This window comes from Micromonospora sp. NPDC049171 (assembly GCF_040648275.1).
Classification (GTDB): domain Bacteria; phylum Actinomycetota; class Actinomycetes; order Mycobacteriales; family Micromonosporaceae; genus Micromonospora.
This window is the reverse complement of record NZ_JBEZDJ010000008.1, coordinates 1-22,693: the sequence shown is the minus strand read 5'-3', so window position 1 is coordinate 22,693 and position 22,693 is coordinate 1. Positions and strand designations below refer to the sequence as shown.

The following is a 22,693-nucleotide window of genomic DNA, read 5'->3' as shown; positions in this document are numbered from 1 at the left end:
CCTACTCCCGCCAGCCGGTCAGCTCCACCCCCTTGGCCAGTTCCACCCGGAAGCCGACGGCGATCTCAGCGCTGTCGCCCGGTGCGAGCGACAGCCGCCAGGCCAGCTCTCCCAGCTCCGTACGCTCCGCCGGTGCCGGTGCCAGGTTCGTCTCCCGCACCACCACCGCCTCGTCGCGGGACACCGGCAACTGGTCGCGTACCTCGACGGTCGCCGACCGCGGCGTGTGGTTGGCGACGGTGATCCGGTAGTCCACCTCCCGCCGCCGCGTCGACCCGAGCGCGGCCCTGGTCTCCGAGCGCCGGTGCAGCTTCCGCTCCACCCGCAACCGGTCGTCGACCCCGAGCCCCAGCTCGATCTCCTCGCCCGGCGCCCACATCGGCAGCCCGGTGGCCGCCACGAAATCGGCGCCGTGGAAGACCGCCGCCGGACCGGGCAGCATCGTGTGCTCCGACGTGTTGCGTACCGTCGCACGCAGGTGCGCCTCGGCGGCACGGACCGGCACGGTCACATGGTCCAGTCGGGTTGGCAGCTCCAGCACGGCGATGGTGGCGCGGTGCGCGCTGCCGTCGGCCGGCACCGCCGCCGGCCGGGCCGGCCGATAGGTGGCCGCGCTGACGCCCTGCTCGACCTGGGCGACGCTCTCCTGCAACCGTTGCCGGGGCGCCGCGGACGGTGCCGGCGCCCCACCCGGTGCCGGGGGCGGCATCCCGACCGGCATGGCCGCCGCCGCGCCCGCGACCGGCACCGGCCGAAGCAGGTCGAGATACCAGGGCGACAATTCGGGTACGCCTGTCGTCGCCGCAGGCCGGGCGGTCGAGAGCTGGAGCTCGCACTCCGGCCAGTCCTCTCCGGTGCTCTGGCTGACCAACCCGAACCAGGTGACGGTCATCGTGTCCTCGACCAGCCGCAGGTCATAGGAGGGCCGCCACACCGCACCGTCGACCAGATAGGTCAACTCCAGTTCCACCTCCGCGCCGTCGGCCGCCACCGAGACCGTCACCTCGGCGGCCAACCGGTCCGGCGTCCGCTTGCCACGCGCCGCGTTCAGGTCGCGCTCGACCGCGGCCAACTCCGCGACCAACTCGGTGCGCCGCCGAGACAGCCCGCGCCGCCGGCCGCGTGACTCGGCCAGCTGACCGGCCACCGAGTCACTGAAGGCCGCCACGTCGGTCGGCGCCGCGTCGCCGGAGGCCAACGCCCTGGCGTACGTGCCACCGGCTCGCTCGGCCAGCCGGGTGAGGAACTCCCCGCGCTGCTCCTCGATTGCGTCCGCGTCCGCGACCTCGGCCAACTCGTCGTTCAGCTCGCGGCGTCGCTGTTCGAGGTCGACGATCTGCGGGTCGGCGCTGCGGGCCTGCCGCCAGGTGGTCACGTCCACACCGAGCACCGTGGCCGCGCCCCGCCCACCGACCCGGATGGAGTCGCGCCGCAGGCCGAGTGGGAGTGGCGCGACGCGTAGCCGGTGCTCGCCGGCGGCCAGCCGAGGGCTGCCCCGGCGGGTGACCCGGGCCCGGTCCGGGTAGACGGTGACGCCGACGATGGGTGCGTCAATCTCGGTGCTCTCCACGGCGCGAGGGTAGTCCAAACGCCACGTCGTCTTCGACGCGCGGCCCCTCGCGCGTGGCACCGTAGGCTGCTGCCCGTGACCCGCTGGACCTGCGGTGTTCTGGTCGGGCAGGCAGTTGGTTCGCGGTACGAGGAAAGGCAACGCGATGGCGCATGGTGAAGTAGTGGAATTGGCTGAGATCTGGGGACCTCCCACCTGTTCCGCTCCGGTCCGCGCTGATCGGCTGACTCAGTTCGCCGGTGTCGTGCCCGATCTGCTGCTGGCGTGTTGGCGTGAGTACGGATTCGCCGGCTTTGGCAACGGATCGTTCTGGTTGTGTGATCCGGAGGTGTGGCAGCCGGCGGTCGACGCATGGACAGACGGCCTCGAGCTGCCGAGAGCGGAACGATGGGTCGCGGTGAGCCGCAGTGCGTTCGGCGACCTGCAGGTGTGGGGGCAGCAGACGGGTTCGCGGTTGACGATCAGTGCGCATCACGGGTGGGTGATCCCTTCCGATCATTCCGACCGCGCGCTGTCCGACGACGGCCGCGATGACCGGCTGTACGCGCTGTTGATGTGCCAGGACCGTCGCAGTGTCGACCTTTACGGTGCTGACAGGGAGCCGTTGTTTGAGCGGGTACGCGCACTGCGTGGCCCGGTGGGCCCGGACACCATCTACGGCTTCGTCCCGGCCCTGGGCCTCGGCGGGGCGCTGCGTCCCGAGCGGGCCGAGATCTTCGACGGCCCCGTCCACCTGGAGTTGCTCGCGGAGCTCTCCGAGCGTCGCGTCGTGGACAAAGAGGACCTGCTGCACATGTGGCTCGGTAAGTGACCGGCCCAGGCGCTGCCGACGATCCGACGGCAGCTGAGCACCCACTGAGCACGGCCGCGCCGACCGGACCGGCGTCGACGGGGTGGCGGCCGGTGCGGGCCACCGAGACGGGCCTGAGTGGACGTCCCGCGCGCCTCTTGACCAGTGAGCCGACCGACGACGCGGGATGGCCGGCCGACCTGCCGGCCGACGTGCCGGACGTGGTCATCGTCGAGGACACTCCCGGCCCGACAGCCACTCTGAAGGTGCGGACCAGCGGGAACGCCGCGCCGAGGACCGCGCGGGTCAGGTTTGACCAACTCGCTGTGCAGGACACGTCCGGAGGAGGGTGACCGCCGTCGCGCGACTGCCGGAGCGGGGTGACAACGGACGGTAGGGTGAGTTACCGATCACTATGAACGGTGGAGCCGGTGAGTCTGATCCAGGCGGGTGTCACCGCGGCGACGACGATGCTGGCGGTCCTGATCGGCGGATGGCTCACCGTCCGGGCCCAGGACCGGCTGTGGCGGCGCGACCAGGATCGCCAGTGGCGTGACATCCGGCTGAACGCGTACACCGACTTCATCGGCGCGGTCCGGGAGTACGTGGCCTTCGTCCTCAACCCGGCGGCCCGCATCACCGCGGTGCCGCGCCCACGTGCTCCCGGTGATCTCATGCCGTTCTTCGACGAGGAGGGCAGCCGCTACCGGGAGCGGCTGGAGAGCACCAAGACCGCGCTTCGGCTGGTGGCCGGGCAGGTAGAGGTGGTGAGTGGCTCGTCGGAGCTGGTGCGCCAGGCCCGGCTGTTGGCGGCCGTGCGGGCGGGTAGCGGCATCGAGGCGTTGCCCGCCGATCGGTTCGACGCCCTGTGGCAGGCCGAGCGCCGATTCATCGAGGTGGCCCGGACCGAACTCGGTCTGCCCTCCGCGTTCGCGCCAGGAGCGGTGAGCGCCCAGTTGCCGCCCGACACCGAACGCCTCACCGACCTTCGTCGAACGACCGGATGATGTGCGGAGCGAAGACCTCTCGGCGGACGTGGGTGAAGCTGGGCCGGAGCAGAGCAACCGCTCGCGGCCGGCTGCGGTCCAAGCTCTTCGTGGCGGTCAGGGAGAGGTACACGCGCACGTTTCCGGTGCCCGCCGCCGGCTGACGATCGGCGGGCGATCTCGCCGGCCCACGCCGTCAGCGGACGATGATCAGGTTGGCCATGTCGACGACCGGCCGGTAGCCGAGGGCGGCGTAGAGCTTGTTGGAGGTCGGGTTGGCCTGGTCGGTGAACAGGCAGACCCGCGCGCCCTCGGCCTGGATTTGTCGGGAAACCTCGGCAACCGCGTTGCTGGCCCAACCACGCCCGCGCTGGGCCGGCGGCGTGTACACCGGGCCCAACCGGGCCACCCCGAACGACGGCGGGTTGGCCCCGGTGAGGTGCACGGGCTCCCCAGTCTCGTCGACCCAGAACCACAGCCGTCCACCCTGGATCCGGCGCAGCAGCTCGGCCTGGTCGGGCACTTCGTGCGCGCTGGTACCGCGCGGACGGCCCGCCTGTTCGTCGGCGTCGCCCACGAACGCGGCGCACCACTCGGTGACCAGTGCCACGTCGGCCTCGGTCGCGACCACCAGGCCGCCCGGCACCGGCGGCGGCCACGCCAGCTCGCCGAGCTCGTGCAGCCGGGTGTGCTGGGTGACCTGGACTCGACCCCCGCCGAGCCGGGTCAGCTCGGCGGCGCACAGGTCAGCGGCGGGCAGGGCCCCGTTGACCCCGAGGACCTCCTCCTCGCGCTGGTGTAACACGTGGGCCAGCGCGACGGCCGCCTCGTCGGGCATGGGCAGCAGGAATGGCGGGTAGGGAGCGTACGGCGCGGTGCGCATCCCGGCACCGACCACCGTGCCGGAGTCGTCGCTGACCACGAGCCACCAGTTGCGGTCGGGCTGTCCGATCCCCTCGGCCCGTTGCGACAGCACCCGGTGCGCGATCGTGGTCACGACCGTGCTGACGACCGGATCGGCGCCCAGGTAGTCACCCGCAGCGGCCAGGAACTCGCCCGGGTCGGTGTGGAACCGCAGCCGCAGCCCGGCAATCGGAACAGTGCTCATCCGCGTACGTTAGCCACCGCCCCGCCCCGGTGACACCGATATTTCGGCCTGGTTGCCGGCCGGGGCGGGACTGCCTAACGTGGTGCTTGTGACGATCGAGGGTCGCAGCACGGACGGGTACGCCGGGTGAGCGACCGTCTCCGCGAGATTGCCCGGCAGACTGTCGCCATCGCTGACTCGGGGCGCTATCGCACTGGCGCCGGTGCCGAGGTCGACGTTGGCGAGGATGTCCGTGCCGCGGTCGCCGGCACTCGTCTGCACCTGCCAGACGAGGTGCCCGCGGCGGGCGACGCGAAGCCCGGCGGAGGCAGGGTGGAGGTGACGGACGAGTCGACGTTGCAGGCAGCCCGTCGACTGGCGCCCGGAGCGGCCTGTCTGGTGTTCGCCTCGGCGAAGAGCCCGGGTGGCGGCTTCTTGAGTGGAGCGCAGGCGCAGGAGGAGAGCATCGCCCGCTCCTCGGCGTTGTACGCGTGTCTCCGTGCCGCCCCGGAGTTCTACGCGTTCCACCGCGACCAGCGGGACCTGCGGTACAGCGACCGCGTCATCTTCTCCCCGGACGTGCCGGTGTTCCGGGACGACGAGGGCGATCTGCTCGACCAGCCGTACACCACGTCGTTCCTGACCGCCGCGGCGCCGAACCTGGGCGCGATCCTGCGCGAGCAGCCCGAACACGCCGCGGGCGTGCCGGCGGTGCTGGCCCGGCGTGCCCGCCGGGTGCTGGAGGTCGCGGCCGCGCACGGACGTCGGACGTTGGTGTTGGGCGCGTGGGGGTGTGGCGTGTTCCGCAACGATCCCGCTACGGTCGCCGACGCCTTCGCCTACGCGCTGCGCGAGGTCGACCGCTTCGACCACGTGGTGTTCGCCATCCGCGACACCGTGCCGGGAACACCGGTGTACCGCACGTTCGTGGCACGCTTCCCGCGGGCCGCCGCGGATCCGGCGGTGGGGAGCGAGCGTGGGTGAGCCGCGCGGATCCACGCCCTCGTCGCGAGACGATGCTGTGCAGGAGCAGCCGTCGGCCTTCGAGGCGACGCTGACCCGGATCAACCACGCTGTGCAGCTGCATCATCATCAGGGCCAGCGTGCGGCTGCCCGCGACCTGTTCACGCAGATCTGGGACGAGATCGGCGGGGACCGCGGCGATCCTCTGCACGTCTGCGTCCTCGCACACTCGATGGCCGACGTGCAGGACGACGTCGAGCAGGAGCTGATCTGGGATGAGCGAGCGCTGGCGGCGGCCGACCTGCTCACCGATGCCCGCTTGGCGCAGGCTGGGGTGCCGATGTCGGTGGCGGGTCTGTATCCGTCGTTGCACCTCAGCCTGGCCGAGTGCCACCGCAGGCTCGGCGATCTCGACCGGGCCCGCGAATACGTCGAGCGGGCACGGGCGGGGATCGGCGCGCTCGGCGACGACCAGTACGGGCAGCTGATCAGGGGCGGCCTGGACCGGCTGACCCAGCAGCTGACGTCCTAGACGCGCGCCGCCGATGGTCACCCGGCAGCGGGAGGTGAACAGAGCGGACGGTACGGGGGACAGGGCCTCGGGGTGGGCAGCGGGCGGCCGGCGATACGCGGACAATGGGGGGATGAAGCGAGACGTACGCCTGATGCGGTTGACCGGGACGCGCGCCGACGGCGCGGTGGCGACGGGTGCGCGGGCCGCGGGGGCGGCGTCGTTGGGTGCCCTCGCCGTGGGGGCGCTGGCGGTCGGGGCCGTGGCCGTGGGGGCGCTGGCCATCGGGCGGCTGGCGATCCGCCGGGCCGTCGTGCGCGAGTTGCGGGTCGGCCGGCTGGAGATCGACGAGTTGGTGGTGCACAGCCGACCCACCGCCGAGGGATGACCGGCACCTGACGGCACCGCACCCGCCGGCGTCGCCGCCCCGGTACGCGGTCCTCCTGGAGGTCCGCTCAGCGACTGTCGGTGGTGCAGCACCCGCTGGCGTCGCCGCCTGCGGGGGAGCGCAGGGCAGCGCCGGGGGCGCAGCAGGTGTCGCCGCGCCAGGCTTCGCGGCCTTCCTTCACCGCGACCGCAGCGATGATCAAGGCGGCGGCGGGGTCGGCCCACCACCAGCCGAACAGCGAGTTGACCGCGAGCCCGACCAACAGCACCGCCGAGAGGTACGTGCAGAGCAGGGTCTGTTTGGAGTCCGCGATGGCCGACGCCGAGCCGAGTTCGCGTCCGGCGTGGCGTTGCGCCGCCGACAGGACTGGCATCACCGCCAGGGACACCGCGGCCAGGACCAGGCCGATCGTGGTGTGCTCCGCGCGGTCCGCTCCGACGAGCGCGCGCACCGATTCGACGGTCACGTACGCGGCGAGGGCGAAGAACGACAACGCGATGACGCGTAGCGCGGCGCGTTCGCGGCGTTCGTGGTCGGGTCCGGAGAACTGCCAGGCGACGGCGGCGGCGGAGGTCACCTCGATGACGGAGTCGAGGCCGAACCCGATCAGCGCGGTCGAGGAGGCCATCCTGCCGGCGGTGATCGCCACGATCGCCTCGACGACGTTGTAGGTGATCGTCGCCGCGACGAACAGGCGCACCCGCCGAATCAAGACCGACTGTCGGGCCGGTGACGGGCCGAGCGACACCAACGGCAGGGGCGTGCCCATCAGCAGCACCCCTCGGACTCGGCGGCGGGGCAGGCGGCCGGGTCGACGGCCAGGACCAGGCCGAGGAGGTCTCCGAGGGCGTGCACGAGTCGGGCGTCAGCCAGTTCGTAGCGGCTGCGCCGGCCTTCTGGCACCGCGACGACGAGGCCGCAGCCCCGCAGGCACGCCAGGTGGTTGGACAGGTTCTGCCGACTCGTGCCCAGCAGGTCGGCGAGGTCCGCCGGGTAGCCGGGCCCCTCGCGCAGAGCGAGCAGGAGGCGGGCGCGGACCGGGTCGGACAGGGCGTGACCGAAGCGGGCCAGGACCTGCCCGTGCGTCAGAGTCTCCACCACGCAACGGTACATCGTTCGCTGAATAAACAGAATGCTGAACTATTTGGTCACGAGTCTTGACGTGGCGCGAACCAATCATCTTAGTATGCGCATGTGAGCATGATTTCCGATCTGATCGGCCGGCGCGACGGTGCCGGAGCGGCGAGGGAGACCCACTGATGGGCCACGACCACGGCCACAGCCACCAGGTGACGGCGACCGGGCGGCACCGCCGAGCCCTGGCCGGCGTACTCCTGGTGTCGTTGGTGATCTTCGCGGTTGAGGTCGTCGGTGCGGTCCTCACCGACAGCCTCGCGCTGCTCGCCGACGCCGGTCATGTGCTGGCCGACGCCGGCGGTGTCGCCCTCGCTCTCGGCGCGGCCATGCTCGCCGCCCGCCCGGCGACCGGGCGGCGCACCTTCGGCTGGGCGCGCGCGGAGATCCTCGCCGCCGCCGTCAACGGCCTGATCCTGGCCGGGATGGGCGTCTACGTCTTCGTCGAGGGCGTCCGGCGTCTGTTCGAACCGGTCGACGTGCGACCCGGTGGCATGGCCGTCTTCGCCGCGATCGGTCTGGTCGGCAACCTCGTCGGGGTGGCGTTGCTCTACCGGGCCCGCGACGCGAGCCTCAACATGCGCGGCGCGTTCCTCGAGGTCGCCACCGACACCGCCACCTCCGTCGGCGTCCTCGCCGCCGCCGCGGTCATCGCGCTGACCGGCTTCACCCGCGCCGACGCGATGGTGTCCCTACTCATCGGCCTCGTCATCGCCCCCCGTGCGCTGCGGCTGTTGCGCGACGCGGTCAACATCCTGCTCGAAGCCGCCCCGGCGGAGGCCGACCTCGAACAGATCCGCCAGCACATCACCGACGTCGACCACGTCCTTGGCGTGCACGACCTGCACGTACACACCGTGACCTCGGGCCTGCCCGTCCTCACCGCGCACGTCGTCGTCGACGACTCCTGCTTCCACGACGGCCACGCCCCACAACTGCTCGACGCCCTGCAGACCTGCCTGGCCGGGCACTTCGACGTCGAACACTCCACGTTCCAGCTCGAACCGGCAGGCCACGCCGATCACGAACACCCCACTCACCCCTGAACCGCGAAATCGAGGCCCCTGCTTGACCGGCACCCAGGTCGCTGGCGCGCAGCGGCGGCTCACGCGGCTCGTGGCAGGATGCGCCCGTGCGTCCTCGGCTGTTCCTCCTGTCCGCCGCGGCGGTGTGCGCCGCCGTCCATGTCGCAGGCGTCCTGACGGCCCGTCCGATCTGGCGTTACGCCGAGGTGCTGAGCGTCGGTCTGCTCCTTGCCCACGCCATGGTCAGCCGATCGCCGGTCTCCCGCTGGGCGCTGGGCGTGTCCCTCGCGATCCTGCTCGCCGACGCGGTCCGGACGATGCCGACCGCTCGGGACAGCGCTGGCTACGGCGTGCAGATGTTCACGCCGGGCCCGGCCCCGGAGACACCGTCCGCGTTCGAGTCCGGCCTCTCCCTCTGTTGGGCTTCGTTGACCGTGGTCCTGGTGCTGCTCGTCGCGTTTCGCCGCGGTGGTTGGCGTTGGCGGACGGCGGTGCCGGCCGTCGTGGGGGCAGCGCTGGTCATCGGGTACGCCGCCGTGCGCGTTGTCGCCACCTGGCTTACCGCCGCCGCTGAACCTCCGCGAGCGAGCGACACCGACGTGGCCGATCTGACGACGGCCGTGAGCATGGCGGTCCTGCCGCCCCTGGTTCTCGGAATCGCCGCGCTGGCACTCGCCTCGGCGCTTCTCGGCCACGGTCGGCGGCTCGCCTCGACCGGCGCGGCGCTGCTGGCCCTCATGGCGCTGCCACTGATGGACAGCGGCATCGCCGTGGTCCCGATGCCCCTGCACCTGTGGAGCGACAACGTCGGGTTCTTCTGGGATGCCGTCACGCCCACGCTGTCCATGCCGCAACCGATGCCGGCGCTCACGGCGATGGCCGAGTTGACCGCGTACCTGCTGCTCGTCGTCGGCCTCACCGAACCAGCCGGTGAACGGCATCGGGCAGTGTCCTAGGGCGTGTGTCAACGTCCTCGGTCGAGCCGAGGCGGAGTCCAGACGGCGGTCCGGCAAGGCGGAGATTGACCTGGATACCGGTGTTGTATCCAGGTCAATCTCCAACGCAGCCGGTCGTCGTCTGGGCCCGCCGCAGGCCGGCCAGGGGCTTGACACACGCCCTAGGCGGGGTGCGCGGATCGGGCCGCCGCGATCCCGCCGAGGACCACGGCGAGCACACCCAGCGCCAGCGCCGCGTAGCCACCTACGACTCCGCTGCCGCTGCCGGGACCTCCGTCGGCGGTGGCCACCACCCACCCACCGACGACCGTCCCGATCATGCCCGCCACCAGGGCTCCTGTCGTTCCTCGGCGTCCGACACGGCGGGCGAGCGCGAGTCCGCCGGCAATCGCGCCGGCCAGCGCCACGAACGCGGCGGTGGTGGCCACGAGGCGTCCACCGGTGAGGGTGTAGGCGTCGACAGTGGATGCGGCGAGGTGCTGGAGTGACATGCGATCTCCTTCGATCGGGCGGGACGTTGCCCAATCCTGGCCCTCGGCACCATCCGTCGGCGTCGTGCGGGCGCGGTCACCTCGCGCTGCCGCGGACGCGGTAGGAGTGACGAACTACCGCGGGTGCGGTAGGTCGCCACTCCTGCGCGGGCATGAGTCGACCAGGGCGGACTCCCCGCTAGAGTGCCCACATGAGCAGGGCCCGCATCGGCGTCCGGGACTGGGCGGTTGCGGTCGGTGTGGCGACCGTCGTCCTGGTCACCGGGCTTTCCGAACCGCGCGGCCTCGAACCGTTCGGCGGTGTGCTGCTGGCGGCCGGGGGCCTGGCACTTACCGCGCGTCGCCGCGCCCCGATCCCCGTGCTGGCGTTCACCGGGCTGTGCGCCGTGGCCGGTCAGTGGGCCGGGGTCGACGTGCCGGCCGTCGCGTACCTGTTCGCGGTGTACGCCGCCGTACGCGCGGGGCACCGCACCGGCACTGTGGTGACCAGTGTGATCACGCTGGTGGCCCTTCCCGTCGCGGCCATGGCGTCGGGCCGGTACGACCCGGGCGAGGCGTTCGCGCAGGCCCGAGGCGTTCTCGAACTGGCCTGGTTGATCGCCGCGGGTGCGGCCGGCGAGGCGCTGCGCCAGGCCGAGCGGCGGGCGGACGAGGCCGAGCGCACCCGCGAGGAGAGCGCGCTGCGCCGTGCCGACGAGGAACGGCTGCACATCGCGCGGGAGTTACACGACACCCTCACCCACCAGATCTCGGTGATCAAGGTGCAGGCCGAGGTCGCGGTGCACCTGGCCCGGAAGCGGGGCGACCCGGTGCCGGACGCGCTGTTGGCGATCCGGGACGCCGGTCGCGAGGCGTCCCGCGAACTGCGCGCGACCCTGGAGGCGCTGCGCGACGACGCGGACACGCGGTCGTGCGGGCTCGACCACGTCGCGGACCTGGTGCGGCGCGCCCGGACGACCGGCCTGGACGCGACCCTGACCGTCGAGGGACACCGCGCCGACGTGCCAGCCGCGGTGGACCGGACCGCGTACCGGATCGTTCAGGAGTCGCTGACCAACATCGTCCGGCACGCCGCGGCCGCCACGGCATCGGTCCGGATCGACTACCGGCTCGACACGGTGGCCATCCGGGTCGACGACGACGGCGGGGCCACACCGGAGCTGGTGCCGGTGGCCGGGGTCGGGCTGCTGGGGATGCGCGAACGGGTGACCGCCCTCGGCGGCCGCCTCCGTGCCGAACCGCGCAGTGAGGGCGGCTTCACCGTCCAGGCCGAACTTCCACTGGAACGCACGCCGTGATCCGGGTCCTGCTCGTCGACGACCAGGTGCTCATCCGTAGCGGATTCCGCGCACTGCTCAACGCCGAGGACGGCATCGAGGTGGTGGCCGAGGCCGCCGACGGTGCCGCGGGTGTGGCGCTGGCCAGGCAGCATCTGCCGGACATCGCGCTCATCGACATTCAGATGCCGTTCGTGGACGGTATCGAGGCGACCCGGCGCATCGCGGCCGACCCGACGCTGGCCGGGGTGCACGTCGTCATCCTGACCAACTACGGCCTGGACGAGTACGTCTTCGACGCACTTCGAGCCGGCGCGGCCGGGTTCCTCGTCAAGGACATCCGGCCGGAGGACTTCCTGCACGCCGTCCGCGTCGCCGCCCGGGGGGACGCGTTGCTCGCGCCGGCGATCACGCGCAAGCTGATCAACCGCTACGTCTCCCAACCGCCGCAGCTGGATCCCGGCCTGGCGCTGACGGTCCTGACCAACCGCGAACGGGAAGCCGTCACGCTTGTCGCGAGGGGTCTGTCCAACGACCAGATCGCCAACCGCCTGGTGATCAGCCCGGCGACCGCGAAGACCCATGTCAACCGGGCCATGGCCAAGCTGCGCGCCCGCGACCGCGCACAGCTCGTCATCATCGCCTACGAGTCCGGTCTGGTGACCCCGCGCGACAGCTAGGACGTGTGCCGCTCGTGGTGGGGGTCAGGGTGCGTCCGGCCGGTGGGCGGGTTGGAACAGCTCGACGAGGTTGCCGGCGGGGTCGGCGAGCAGGATCTGGCGTCCGCCCGGGCCGGAGATCACGTCGCTGCGGAACGACAGGCCCGTGCCGCGCAGTCGGTCGATCTCGGCATCCAGGTCATCGACGGCGAGGTGGATGCGGTTGCGTCCGGCGTCGGTGACGTCGTCAGGGGTGGCGCGGGCGCCGGAACTGGCCGGCCCGGACAGCAGCAGCCGCAGCGGGCCGCGCACGACGTCGGCGAAGGCGGGCACGGCGCTGCTGTGCAGGGTGAAGCCGAGACGGGTGGTGTAGAAGTCGATGGCCGCTTGGACGTCATCGACAATGTAGCGAACGCTGGCGTGCTGGTCGGGCAGTGTCATGGCGGCATCTCTTCGTCAGGGCCGGATGGCGCTGAGGACGGGTAACAGGTGTCTGACGCGGGTGGCGATGTCGGCCGCGGTGCGCTGGAAGGCCGGGTAGCCGGCCTGGTCGGTGACGTCGGCCGGGGCCGGGTCGGGGATGCTCCAGTGCACTCGCCGGGGGTGGCCCGCAAAGTCGGGGCATGCCTCGCGGGCCTTGTCACACAGGCTGATGACGTAGTCGAACCGGCGACCGGTCAGCGTGTCCCAGTGCCGGGGGCGCTGGCCGGTGATGTCGAGACCGAATTCCTCGCGGACCACCCGTACGGCATTGGGGTGCAGGCGGGGTTTGGGCCGGGTGCCGGCGCTGGTCACCTCCACCCGGCCGTCGGTGTGGTGCCGGAGCAGGGTCTCCGCGATCGGTGAGCGGGCACTGTTGCCGGTGCAGACGAACAGCACGCCGAGGCGGGGTGCGCGCCCCAGGTTCACCGGGACCACGTGCGGCGCGACGGGTGCCCGGCGCAGCGCCGGATGCAGCGCGCCGCCGGTGTCGGCCAGCGCCTTGGCGCAACGGTCCAGATCCAGGTGGTAGTAGCTGTCGCGGCCGTCGAAGCTGCTGCGGGTGGTGGCGACCAGGCCGCCGTCGCGCAGCAGCCGCAGGTGATAGGAGACCAGGCTCTGTGGCTCGTCCACGAGCGTCACCAGCTCTCGGACCCGGTAGTCGCTGGCCGCGAGCTCGGTCAGCAGCCGCCACCGCAGCGGATGGGCGGCGAGACGCACGAACGCCGGAGCGGTTTGACTCGACATCGCCACAACCGAAAGATACATCAGACAGAGACGATCCATCAAATGTTTTTGATGGATTGGCGGCAGGGTGCTACCTGCCTCCGGTACTTGCGCCCGAGCAGCGAAAAGCGAGATCATCACGCATGCTCGACCCCTCGCCCGAGGACGACGGGACCGCGCCGACGGTCTCCACACCGGACTTCGTGGGCCGTGCTCGGGAGATGGCAGCGCTCCGGGGCGCCCTGGCCCGGCCACCGGCGATCGTGCTGGTGGAGGGCGAGGCCGGCATCGGCAAGAGCCGACTGCTGCGCGAGTGGTTGGCGGCGCCGGGCCAGCGCACCGCCCTGGTCTCGGTGTGCCCACCGCTGCGCGAGTCGCTGACCTTGGGGCCGATCGTCGACGCGTTCGGTGGGATCGACCACCCGGTGTCGCGACTGCCGCTCACCGCGCTCGCGGGTGCGTTACGGCCCCTGTTCCCGGAATGGTCCGCGGACCTGCCGCCCGCGCTACCGCCGTTGGACGACGCGAAGGCAGCCCGGCATCGGCTGTTCCGCGCCCTGGACGAGCTGCTGCGCGCTCTGCACGTCGACGTTCTCGTGCTCGAGGACGCCCACTGGGCCGACGAGGTGACCCTGGAGTTCCTGCTGTTCGTCACCTCCCGGCAGCAGACGGACGGGCCCAGCCTCGTGATCTCCTACCGGCCGGAGGAGGTGGATGACGGGTCGCTGTTGCTGCGGCTGACGTCCCGGTTGCCCGCCGGCGTGACCCAACTGAGGATCGCCCTGGCGCCGATGCGACCCGACGACACCGCGGCGCTGGTGTCCTCGATGCTGGACGGCAACCCGATATCGCAGGAGTTCGCCACGTTCATGCACGAGCGGACCGGTGGTGTCCCGCTGGCGCTTGAGGAGTCGGTTCGCCTCATGTACGACCGCGCCGACCTCGTCTTCCGCGACGGGCAGTGGGTCCGGCTGAAGCTGCGCGAGCTACGGGTGCCGCCGACGGTGCGCGACTCCACCCGGGAGCGGGTGGGCCGTCTGTCGCCGACGGCGCAGCAGGTGTTGCGAGCCGCGGCGACGTTGGCTGAGCGGTCGTCGGTGGCCACGATCGCGGTGACCGCCGGCCTGTCGCCCGCCGCGTGTCGCGACGCCATCACGGAGGCGGCCGGCGCCGGTGTCCTGGACGGAGACGACCGCGGCCAGTGGCGATTCCGGCATGTGCTGGCCGCGACGGCTGTCTACGAGGCGATCCCGATGACCGACCGCAGACACGTCCACCTGCTGGCCGGCCGGGCCCTGGAGAACATCCACCCGCCGCCGGTGGCACGCCTTGCCCACCACTTCCGCGAGGCCGGCGAGACGCGGTCCTGGGCGCGCTACGCCGAGCAGGGTGCCGAGCTGGCCATGGCGTCGGGCGACCACACCAAGGCTGTCGACATGCTCGTCGACCTGTTGTCGTGGGCCGTGCTGCCGCCGGTGGACCGGGCACGGATAGCGCGCATCGCCGGAGTAGCCGCACTGGGCCGTCGCGAACCGGTCGACCAGGTCCACCAGCGGGTGATCCGTACCCTGCGCTCGGTGTTGGAAACCCCCGGTCTCTCCGCCCGCCAGCAGGCCGAGATCCGCAACCCGTTGGGTCGGCTCCTGATCACCGCGGGTGAGGCGCAGGCCGCACTCGGCGAGCTTGAGCAGGCGGTGGCCAACCTCGACCATGACCCGGTCGAGGCGGCCCGGGCGATGACCTACCTGGGCTGGGCCTACGCGGGACCGTGGCCGGCGTCGACCCATCGGCGTTGGCTCGATCGCGCCGCTGAACTCACCACCGAATTCGCCTCACCCGCGGAACGGCTGAACCTGGCCGGCAACCGAGCCGCGGCGCTGCTCATGCTCGGCGAGGAGGAGGCGTGGGACGTCGTCGCCGGCCTGCCCGTCGACGGCGCGACCTCGGCGGAGCGTCTCGACGTGGCCCGCATCCACACGAACGTCGGGACCGGCGCGGTGATCTGGGGCCGGTACGCCGACGCGGACGACCACCTCGCCGTGGCCATGCACCTCGCCGAGACCGAGCAGGCGTCCCGGTTGCAGCACAACGTCCGACTCGAACAGGCCAACCTGGCGTGGCTCACCGGCCGGTGGGAGGGTCTCGCCGAACAGGGCGCGGCACTCGCCGACGCGGACCGCGACCGTCCGGCGCACTACCTCGGCAGCATCCGGCTCGCGGCCCGACTGGCCGCCGCAGCCGGACGGCGGCGCGCCGCCGAGGAGCAGTTCCGCCTGGTCCTGGAGGAGTCCGCCCGTCTCGGCGCGGTCGACGACACGATGGAGGCCGCCGCCGCGCTGGCCAGACTGTGGCTGACGGACGGAAACAGCGGCCGGGCGCTGCAGGTCACCAACGAGCCGATGGACACCGTCCGGAGGAAGGGCATCTGGATCTGGGCGACGGACCTGGTCCCCGCCCGGATCGAGGCGCATCTCGCCGCGGGGGACCTCAGGGCCGCGACGCGCCTGGGTGACCAGCTCGCCAGAGGGCTGCGGGGCCGTACGGCGCCCGCACCTCGCGCCGCGCTCGCCGGATGCCGTGCCCTGCTGCTCGCCGCGGCCGGAGACCACGCCCGGGCGGCCACAGCGTGGGATCGGGCGGCGCGCGCCTGGAGCGCGTTGCCGCGTCCCTACGACGCCATGCTCGCCCGCGAGCGGCAAGCCGAGGCGCTCATCGCGCACGGCCGGCTCGACCACGGCCGAGAGTTGCTGGCCGCACAGTACGAGCACTTGTTCAGGCTCGGGGCCCGTGGCGACGCGGACCGTGTCGCACAGCGGCTTCGCGAGCACGGCGCCGAGGTACCGCGACTGTGGCGTGGCGGCCGACGAGGGTACGGCGACCAGCTCTCACCGCGCGAGCTCGACGTGGTCCAACTGGTCGTCGCCGGAAAGACCAACCGGGAGATCAGCCGGATCCTGGCCAAGTCACCGGCGACCGTGGATCAACAGTTGCGTGCGGCGATGCGCAAGTTGAAGGTGACCACCCGGACCGCGCTCGCGGTCAAGGCGGTGGAGGCCGGAGTGTTCGCCGAAGAGGACTCCCTCGACGTCCCGTCGTGAAAATTGACGTATCCGCTGGATAGCGACGGCCACTGAGCCCGCCGAGCATGGCTGCATGATCCATAGCCCTTGGGCAATGCGTGCCTGAGCGACAAGTCGCGCGTGACGACGCCGCCATCGAGCATCCGCCACCACCTGAGCCGCCTCGCGAGCCGCACGTCAGCGCCCCCGACGCCCATGACGCCGACGGTACCGACGACCACATGAACCACGACCCCTACCAACCCCTGTAGGTCGAAGGACTCTCATGAGAATCACAGCCCTCGCGGCAACGCTTGCCGTAGCGGTCGGCCTGAGCCTGATCCAGGCGCCACCGGCGTCCGCCGTCGAACCGGATCCCGGTGCCCCCACCGACAAGATCGCCACGAACCTGAAGGACCGCTTCCGCGCGGAGCCGAAGTCCGACTTCTGGATCACGTTCGACACCAGGGCCGACCTCGCGCCGACGAAGAAGATCACCGACTGGACCGCTCGCGGGCAGTTCGTCTACGACGCGCTGACCGCGGCGGCGAAGACCTCCCTGGCCTCCGTGTCCACCGAGCTCGACCGGGCCGGCGTCAAGTACACCTCCTACCCGATCGCCAACACGGTGCTCGTCAAGGGCGGCAACGAGAAGCTCGCCCGCACCGTGGCCTCGAAGTCGCAGGTCGCCGAGATCCACGCGACGCCGCAGGTCGCGCTGGTCAAGCCCGTCGACGAGCAGAGCCCCGCCGACCAGGAGGCCCGCCCCGCCCCGAAGGCCGCCGCCGAGGCGGGCACCTCCACCTGGGGTCTGGACGCCATCCACGCACCCGAGGCCTGGGCCATGGGCGCCACCGGTGCGGGCATCACCGTGTCCAACCTCGACTCGGGCGTCCAGTTCGACCACCCCGCCCTGCTGCAGAAGTACCGTGGCACGAAAACCGACGGCACTGTCGACCACAACTACAACTGGATGGCCGCCCGGGGCACGTGCGCCGACGCGCCGTGCGACGACAACGGCCACGGCACGCACACCATGGGCACCATGGTCGGTGACGACGGCACCAACCACGTCGGCGTCGCCCCGGACGCGCGGTGGATCGCGACGAACGGCTGCTGCGAAAGCACCGGCGTCGAATCGCTGCTGCGCTCCGGCTGGTGGCTGCTCGCCCCGACCGACGTGCACGGGAACAACCCCGACCCGTCCAAGCGCCCGCACGTCATCAACAACTCGTGGGGCCAGACCGAAGAGCACAGCTTCAACAACTTCTTCCAGGCCATCGACGACGCCTGGAGCGCCGCGGGCATCTTCAGCGTCTGGTCGTCGGGCAACACCGCACCGTACGCGGACTGTGACACCGTCTCCTCGCCCGGCTCCGCCGAGAGCGCCTACTCCGTCGGCGCCACCAGGCCGGACGGCACGCTCGCGCTGTTCTCCCGCAAGGGCGAGGGTGAGGGTGGCCGGATCAAGCCGGAGATCTCCGCCCCGGGCGACGGTGTCCGTTCGTCGTACCCGGGCAACGGCTACGTCGAGATGTCCGGCACCTCGATGGCCGCCCCGCACGTTGCCGGCGCCGTCGCGGCGCTGTGGAGCTACGACCCGACCCTCATCGGGCAGGTCGAGGAGACCCGCCGCCTGCTCGGTGAGTCGGCCGTCGACGTCGACGACACCGAGTGCGGCGGCACCGCCGACGTCAACAACAAGTTTGGCGAAGGCCGGCTCGACCTCGTCCGGCTGCTCGAACTCGCGCCCCGCAAGGGCGGCACCCTCACCGGCGTCGTCACCGCCAACGGCGCCCCGGTCCCCGCCGCCGACGTGACGATCAGCGGACCGTTCAGCCGGTCGATCGGCACCGACAAGGACGGCCGGTTCACCACGAACCTCCCGGTCGGCGACTACCAGCTCAGCACCAAGGTCTTCGGCTACCTGACCGCGACCGCGAACGTCACGATCACCCTCGGCCAGGACACCTCCGTCAAGCTGCCGCTCACGGCTGCCGTGCGGCACGACATCAGCGGCAGGGTCGTCGACGACAAGTCGCGGCCCGTTCCGAACGCCGACGTCTCCGTCCGGGACACGCCGCTGAAGCCGGTACGCACCGATGCCAACGGCGCGTTCACGATCGGCGCCGTCCCCGAGGGCGGGTACACCCTCACCGTCACGCCCAACGCCTGCTTCTCGCCCACGAGCGTCGCGCTGAGCGTCGGCGCGCAGAACGAGTCGCGCGAGATCCGCGTCGGGCTCGTCGTCGACGAGGGCGGCTACAGCTGCGCCGTCTCCGAGGGTGAACACCTGCGCGGCACCGACCCGGTCACCTTCGGCAGCGGCGTGTGGGCGACGGTGAAGCTGCCGTTCCCGATCGCGCTCTACAACGGCAGCCACGACACCCTCGGCATCGGTCTGCGCGGCGTGATCGCCCCGGACGGCGCCACCGGACCCGGCTATGGCGGGGCGGGCATCTTCCCGTTCTACGTCGAGACCCCCGTCGAGTTCGCCCCTGGCGGGGGAGTCTTCACGGCGGCCACCAAGGTCAACGGCGAGGACGCGTTCGTCGTCGAGTACCGCGACGCCAAACTCTGGGCCTATCCGGACCGGACCGAGTACACGGAGCCGGTCAGCTTCTCGGCCACGCTCACCCGCTCCGGCACCGTGATCTTCGGGTACGGCGACGGCGTCGGGTCCGACGACCCGGTGACCGCCGGCGTCCACGCCGTCACCGGCATCCAGGGCTGGGCCGGCGTCGACGGCATCCGGTTCTCCGACAGCGCCCCGGTGCTGCGCGACGGGATGATCGTCACCTACGACCTGCCGGACTTCGGGTACCTCGACGCGACTGTCGTCGACAAGAACGACGCACTGCCGGTCGCCGGGGCCAAGGTCTCGTTCACGAACAAGTCCGGGCTCGTGGAGACCGTCACGACCAACGGGACCGGCATCGTGCATCGCCAGCTTCCCGTCGGCGACTACACCATGACCGTCGACGCGCCGAACTACCCGACCGCGGCGTACCCCTTCTCCCTCGACAAGCTCTACGCGAAAGCGAAGATCGACGCGCGGCTGACCACGGGCGTCGCCGGCCTGAAGGCCGACGGCCTCGACGCCGTGCTGGGCACCGACCAGAACGGCGTGGGCTCGCTGACGCTCACCAACAACGGTTCCGCCCCACTCACGTACAACCTGGGCGAGGCCGCCCGGCACCCCGACCTGGACGCCGCCGGCGCCACCACGCGCACCGGCAAGGGTGCGGCCAGCACGATCGACCTCACCGCGTGGAAGGCCGGTGCGAGCGGCATGAAGCCGTCGAACGTCGACGGCAAGGCGGCGACGGTGAAGGCGGCGGAGGCACAGGCGGCCGCCGAGGTCGGCGCGACCTCCGGCGGTGACGTCATCACCCGGATCGCCATCCCGGGCACGATCGAGAAGAAGGAGCCCTCCGGCATCGGGTACGACGGTGACGTCTGGGTCCACGACTACAACGCGCGGACCAACACCGCGTACACGGTGACCGGCAAGCCGACCGGGAAGGTCTTCGACGCGTCGTGGAACCCCGCGTACCGGGCGTTCGACATGGCACTCGACACCAAGACCGGCGACATGTGCCAGATGGAGGACAGCCCGGCCAGCTACATCCACTGCTTCGACCGGACGACCGGGAAGGAGACCCGCCAGATCAAGGGTGACTGGTCCACGCTGCAACTGACCGGACTCGCCTACAACCCGACGCAGGACGTGTTCTACGTCGGCGGCCGCAAGAACGGCATGATCGGCACCGTCGCCGGGACGTCGCACGACAAGCCGGGTGCGCTGCTGTCGTTCTGCGCCCCACCGCTGCCCGAGGTGATGGGCCTGGCCTACAACCAGTCGTCCGACACCATCTGGTACACCGATCTCACCTCGAACCGGCCCACCCGCCTGTTGCAGGTCGACCCCGACGACTGCTCGCTGGTGAACGCGTGGTGGTTCCCGGGGCAGAAGGCGGGCCAGGGCGGCGGCCTCGAAACCGACTCGACCGGGGCGCTGTGGGCGGCGGACCAGATCGCCGATGACGTCGTGCTCGTCGACGTCGAGGACGACCTGATCACCGACCTGCCGTGGCTGTCGCTCTCCTCGACCGGCGGCACCCTCGCCCCGGGCGCGTCGACGACCGTCAAGGTCTCGGTCTCCTCGAAGGACACCAAGCCGGGAGTCCTCGGCGCGAACATCGTGGTCAGGTCCGACTCCGGACGCCAGTCCAAGACCTACGTCCCGGTGACGCTCACGACCACGAAGTACCAGGTCGGCGTCAACGCCGGCGGACCGTCGTTCACCGACGGCTCCGGCTTCACCTGGGCCGCCGACCAGGCCGCCGGCAAGAAGACGTGGGGCTACGAGGGTAGGACGAAGACCGCCGCCACGAAGGCCGCCATCAACGGTACGACTGACGACGCCCTGTTCCAGTCGCAGCGCACCACCCAGGAGAAGGAGCTGTTCTACCGCTTCCCCGACGCTCCCAAGGGCACTTATGCGATCGATCTCGGGTTCGCCGAGATCGAGAAGGTGGCCAGGGGCAAGCGGGTGTTCGACGTCGTCGTGGACGGCTCGCTGACGGAGTACGCGTACGACGCGGCGGCGGCCGTGGGGCCGAACACCGCCGACTGGCGCACCGCCGTCGTGCAGCACAAGGGCGGTCCGTTGACCGTGGAGCTGCGGGGCGCGAAGGGACTGAAGGCCCCGACCGTTGCCGCGCTGCGGGTGACGCTCGACCCACGCGCCGACGCGGCGGAGCCGGAGCCCCAACCCGAGCAGCCGGAGCCGGGCCCCGTGCCGGTGGCTCCCGCCGGCCGCTCGTACTCGGTGAAGGTGACCGACGGGCTCTACCGCCAGGGCACGCAGGAGTCCGGGTGGCACGGCGACGACCTCTGCGGCCCGCTGTGGTTCGACTCCAGCTTCCTGGCTCCGTTCTACGACACGGCCTGGGACGGCGTGTGCGTGACGACGAACGGCACGCTGACCTTCGACCGCGCCAGCACGCTGGGGAACAACACGGCACTGCCGTCGCCGTACCCGATCGACGCGATCTACCCGCTCTGGGACGACCTCATCGTCGACGACGAGGCAGGCATCTACTACGGCACGACGCAGGTGGACGGACTGGCGGCGCAGGTCGTCGAGTGGCGCGACGTCGCCTTCTACAGTGACCGGACGGCTCGGGTGAGCTTCTCGGTCACCCTGATCGCGGACGGGCGGATCCAGATCGGGTACGGCGACGGGATCGGCGGCGACAACCCCCTCACCCGAGGGTCGTCGGCGACTGTCGGCGTGGAGAGCCTGACGCGCAACCCGGCGAGTCAGTACTCCTTCAACCAGCCCGTCCTAAAGGCCGGCCTGGGGCTGGAATACACCCTCCCGGCGGCGGGCACGATCGAGGGAACGGCCACCAACGCGAACGACGGCAAGCCGATCGCGGGCGCGATCGTCACGCTCAGCGGACCGAGCGGTGAACGGGTCATCACGACCGACGAGTTGGGCCGGTGGAAGGCCCAGGCGCTGGTCGGTGGAAACACCGTTCAGGTCTCGGCGCCGAACTACGTCACCGCCAGCCACCCGGTGACCATCGCCAGGAAGGATCAGGCCGAGGTGGTCAACACAGCGTTGACCACGGGCGTCGCCACCGTCACCGGCGGCGACCTCGACTGGCTCCTCGACAAGGACCAGAAGGCGACCGCCGACGTGACAGTGACCAACACCGGCTCCGCCCCGCTCGACGTGCGGATCAGCGAGCAGAAGCGCACCGACGACGGCGGGCACGAAGCGGCCGACCTTCCGTGGTTGACCCTCACGGGCGCGGCCGCCACCGGCACGGTCACGCTCGCGGTCGGCGCGTCCACCACGGTCACGGCGACGGCCGACAACGCCGGCGTCAAGCCGGGCGTACTCGTCGGCGACGTGCTCGTGGCGTCGAACGCCGGCAAGGGTGAAGCCCAGCTCAAGCCGGTCCGCCTGGCGACCTCGGCCTACTGGAAGGGCGTCGACGTCGGCGGGCCCGGGCACGTCGGCACCGACGGCTTCGGCTGGGCGCCCGACCAGGCGCTGGGCTCGCGGCCGTGGGGCTACGTCGGCGGCAAGGCGCGCACCACCAGGGCCGACATCGCCGGCACCAAGGACGACGCGCTGTTCCGCAGCCAGCGGACCGGCGAGACGTTCAGCTACGTGTTCAAGAACGCCCCGGCCGGAAAGTACCGGGTCGCCCTCGACTTCGCGGAAATCGAGAAGGTCAAGGCCGGCAAGCGGGCCTTCGACGTCCTGGTCGGCGGCAAGGTCGTGCTGTACGACCACGACGTACAGGCGACCGTGGGCACGCTGACCGCGGACACCAACCTGGTCACCGTCGAGCACGCCGGTGGCGACCTGAGGATCGAGCTGCGCCGCGACAAGGGCGAGCACGACCCGATCCTCAACGCCCTCATGGTCCAGCAGGATCCGCGCCTCTGAGCTAGGGCGTGTGTCAAAGCCCCTCTGGCCGGCCTGCGGCGGGCCCAGACGACGACCGGCCGCGTTGGGAATTGGCCCGGATACAACACCGGTATCCGGGCCAATTCCCGCCTTGCCGG

General features: G+C 71.3%; 18 protein-coding genes. 11 read left to right on the top strand and 7 right to left on the bottom strand.

Features of this window, described 5'->3' with window-relative positions; translation table 11 throughout:
* Position 1: 1 nt before the first annotated feature.
* A complete protein-coding gene (locus tag AB0B14_RS12205) occupies positions 2-1,570 on the bottom strand; it encodes a mucoidy inhibitor MuiA family protein (protein ID WP_357522440.1) in 1,569 nt (522 codons plus the stop codon).
* A gap of 163 nt (positions 1,571-1,733) precedes the next feature.
* Between AB0B14_RS12205 and AB0B14_RS12200 the strand changes: the two genes are divergently transcribed.
* Positions 1,734-2,381 carry a GAD-like domain-containing protein gene (locus AB0B14_RS12200; protein ID WP_357522439.1) on the top strand — a complete coding sequence of 216 codons (648 nt, stop codon included), beginning with the start codon at positions 1,734-1,736 and terminating at the stop codon, positions 2,379-2,381.
* Positions 2,382-2,791: 410 nt separating this feature from the next.
* Positions 2,792-3,367 carry a hypothetical protein gene (locus AB0B14_RS12195; RefSeq protein WP_357522438.1) on the top strand — a complete coding sequence of 192 codons (576 nt, stop codon included), beginning with the start codon at positions 2,792-2,794 and terminating at the stop codon, positions 3,365-3,367.
* 175 nt (positions 3,368-3,542) lie between these two features.
* On the opposite strand, the gene AB0B14_RS12190 is transcribed toward AB0B14_RS12195, so the two are convergent.
* Complete coding sequence (locus AB0B14_RS12190; RefSeq protein WP_357078281.1) at positions 3,543-4,454, bottom strand: GNAT family N-acetyltransferase; 912 nt, start codon at positions 4,452-4,454, stop codon at positions 3,543-3,545.
* Between the two features lie 126 nt (positions 4,455-4,580).
* Between AB0B14_RS12190 and AB0B14_RS12185 the strand changes: the two genes are divergently transcribed.
* From AB0B14_RS12185 to AB0B14_RS12175, 3 genes are all read left to right on the top strand, one after another.
* Positions 4,581-5,417: a TIGR02452 family protein gene (locus AB0B14_RS12185; RefSeq protein ID WP_357522437.1), complete on the top strand. Its 837-nt coding sequence runs from the start codon at positions 4,581-4,583 to the stop codon at positions 5,415-5,417.
* 37 nt (positions 5,418-5,454) lie between these two features.
* Complete coding sequence (locus AB0B14_RS12180) at positions 5,455-5,928, top strand: hypothetical protein (protein ID WP_357078393.1); 474 nt, start codon at positions 5,455-5,457, stop codon at positions 5,926-5,928.
* A 112-nt stretch (positions 5,929-6,040) separates the two neighbouring features.
* Complete coding sequence (locus tag AB0B14_RS12175) at positions 6,041-6,295, top strand: hypothetical protein (protein WP_357522436.1); 255 nt, start codon at positions 6,041-6,043, stop codon at positions 6,293-6,295.
* A gap of 67 nt (positions 6,296-6,362) precedes the next feature.
* On the opposite strand, the gene AB0B14_RS12170 is transcribed toward AB0B14_RS12175, so the two are convergent.
* Positions 6,363-7,064, bottom strand: coding sequence for a cation transporter (locus tag AB0B14_RS12170; protein ID WP_357522435.1), 702 nt, complete (start codon positions 7,062-7,064; stop codon positions 6,363-6,365).
* Positions 7,064-7,408: a metalloregulator ArsR/SmtB family transcription factor gene (locus tag AB0B14_RS12165; protein WP_357522434.1), complete on the bottom strand. Its 345-nt coding sequence runs from the start codon at positions 7,406-7,408 to the stop codon at positions 7,064-7,066. Before AB0B14_RS12165 ends, AB0B14_RS12170 begins: the two co-directional genes overlap by 1 nt.
* Before the next feature lie 146 nt (positions 7,409-7,554).
* Here AB0B14_RS12165 and AB0B14_RS12160 point away from each other — a divergent pair, with 146 nt between their 5' ends.
* Both AB0B14_RS12160 and AB0B14_RS12155 read left to right on the top strand, forming a co-directional pair.
* Positions 7,555-8,475: a cation diffusion facilitator family transporter gene (locus AB0B14_RS12160; RefSeq protein WP_357522433.1), complete on the top strand. Its 921-nt coding sequence runs from the start codon at positions 7,555-7,557 to the stop codon at positions 8,473-8,475.
* A gap of 86 nt (positions 8,476-8,561) precedes the next feature.
* Complete coding sequence (locus AB0B14_RS12155) at positions 8,562-9,410, top strand: hypothetical protein (protein WP_357522432.1); 849 nt, start codon at positions 8,562-8,564, stop codon at positions 9,408-9,410.
* Positions 9,411-9,571: 161 nt separating this feature from the next.
* Here AB0B14_RS12155 and AB0B14_RS12150 read toward each other — a convergent pair whose 3' ends face one another.
* Positions 9,572-9,901: a DUF6223 family protein gene (locus AB0B14_RS12150; RefSeq protein WP_357522431.1), complete on the bottom strand. Its 330-nt coding sequence runs from the start codon at positions 9,899-9,901 to the stop codon at positions 9,572-9,574.
* A 191-nt stretch (positions 9,902-10,092) separates the two neighbouring features.
* Between AB0B14_RS12150 and AB0B14_RS12145 the strand changes: the two genes are divergently transcribed.
* Together AB0B14_RS12145 and AB0B14_RS12140 are read left to right on the top strand one after the other, a co-directional pair.
* Positions 10,093-11,199, top strand: a complete 1,107-nt coding sequence (locus AB0B14_RS12145) for a sensor histidine kinase (RefSeq protein ID WP_357522430.1) — start codon at positions 10,093-10,095, stop codon at positions 11,197-11,199.
* On the top strand, positions 11,196-11,858 hold the full coding sequence (locus tag AB0B14_RS12140; RefSeq protein ID WP_357078253.1) for a response regulator transcription factor: 663 nt from the start codon (positions 11,196-11,198) through the stop codon (positions 11,856-11,858). The genes AB0B14_RS12145 and AB0B14_RS12140 overlap by 4 nt, the downstream gene beginning before the upstream one ends.
* A 24-nt stretch (positions 11,859-11,882) precedes the next feature.
* Here the strand turns inward: AB0B14_RS12140 and AB0B14_RS12135 are convergent, their stop codons facing one another.
* Both AB0B14_RS12135 and AB0B14_RS12130 read right to left on the bottom strand, forming a co-directional pair.
* The gene (locus AB0B14_RS12135) at positions 11,883-12,278 is read right to left on the bottom strand and encodes a VOC family protein (RefSeq protein ID WP_357078251.1); all 396 of its coding nucleotides are present in this window, start codon (positions 12,276-12,278) and stop codon (positions 11,883-11,885) included.
* A 15-nt stretch (positions 12,279-12,293) separates the two neighbouring features.
* Entirely contained in the window at positions 12,294-13,064 is a 771-nt protein-coding gene (locus AB0B14_RS12130; RefSeq protein ID WP_357522429.1) for an ArsR family transcriptional regulator, read from the bottom strand.
* 122 nt (positions 13,065-13,186) lie between these two features.
* On the opposite strand from AB0B14_RS12130, the gene AB0B14_RS12125 reads away from it, so the two are divergent.
* Positions 13,187-16,141, top strand: coding sequence for an AAA family ATPase (locus tag AB0B14_RS12125; protein ID WP_357078245.1), 2,955 nt, complete (start codon positions 13,187-13,189; stop codon positions 16,139-16,141).
* A gap of 247 nt (positions 16,142-16,388) precedes the next feature.
* The gene (locus AB0B14_RS12120; RefSeq protein WP_357522428.1) at positions 16,389-22,574 is read left to right on the top strand and encodes a S8 family serine peptidase; all 6,186 of its coding nucleotides are present in this window, start codon (positions 16,389-16,391) and stop codon (positions 22,572-22,574) included.
* The last annotated feature ends 119 nt before the right edge of the window (positions 22,575-22,693 follow it).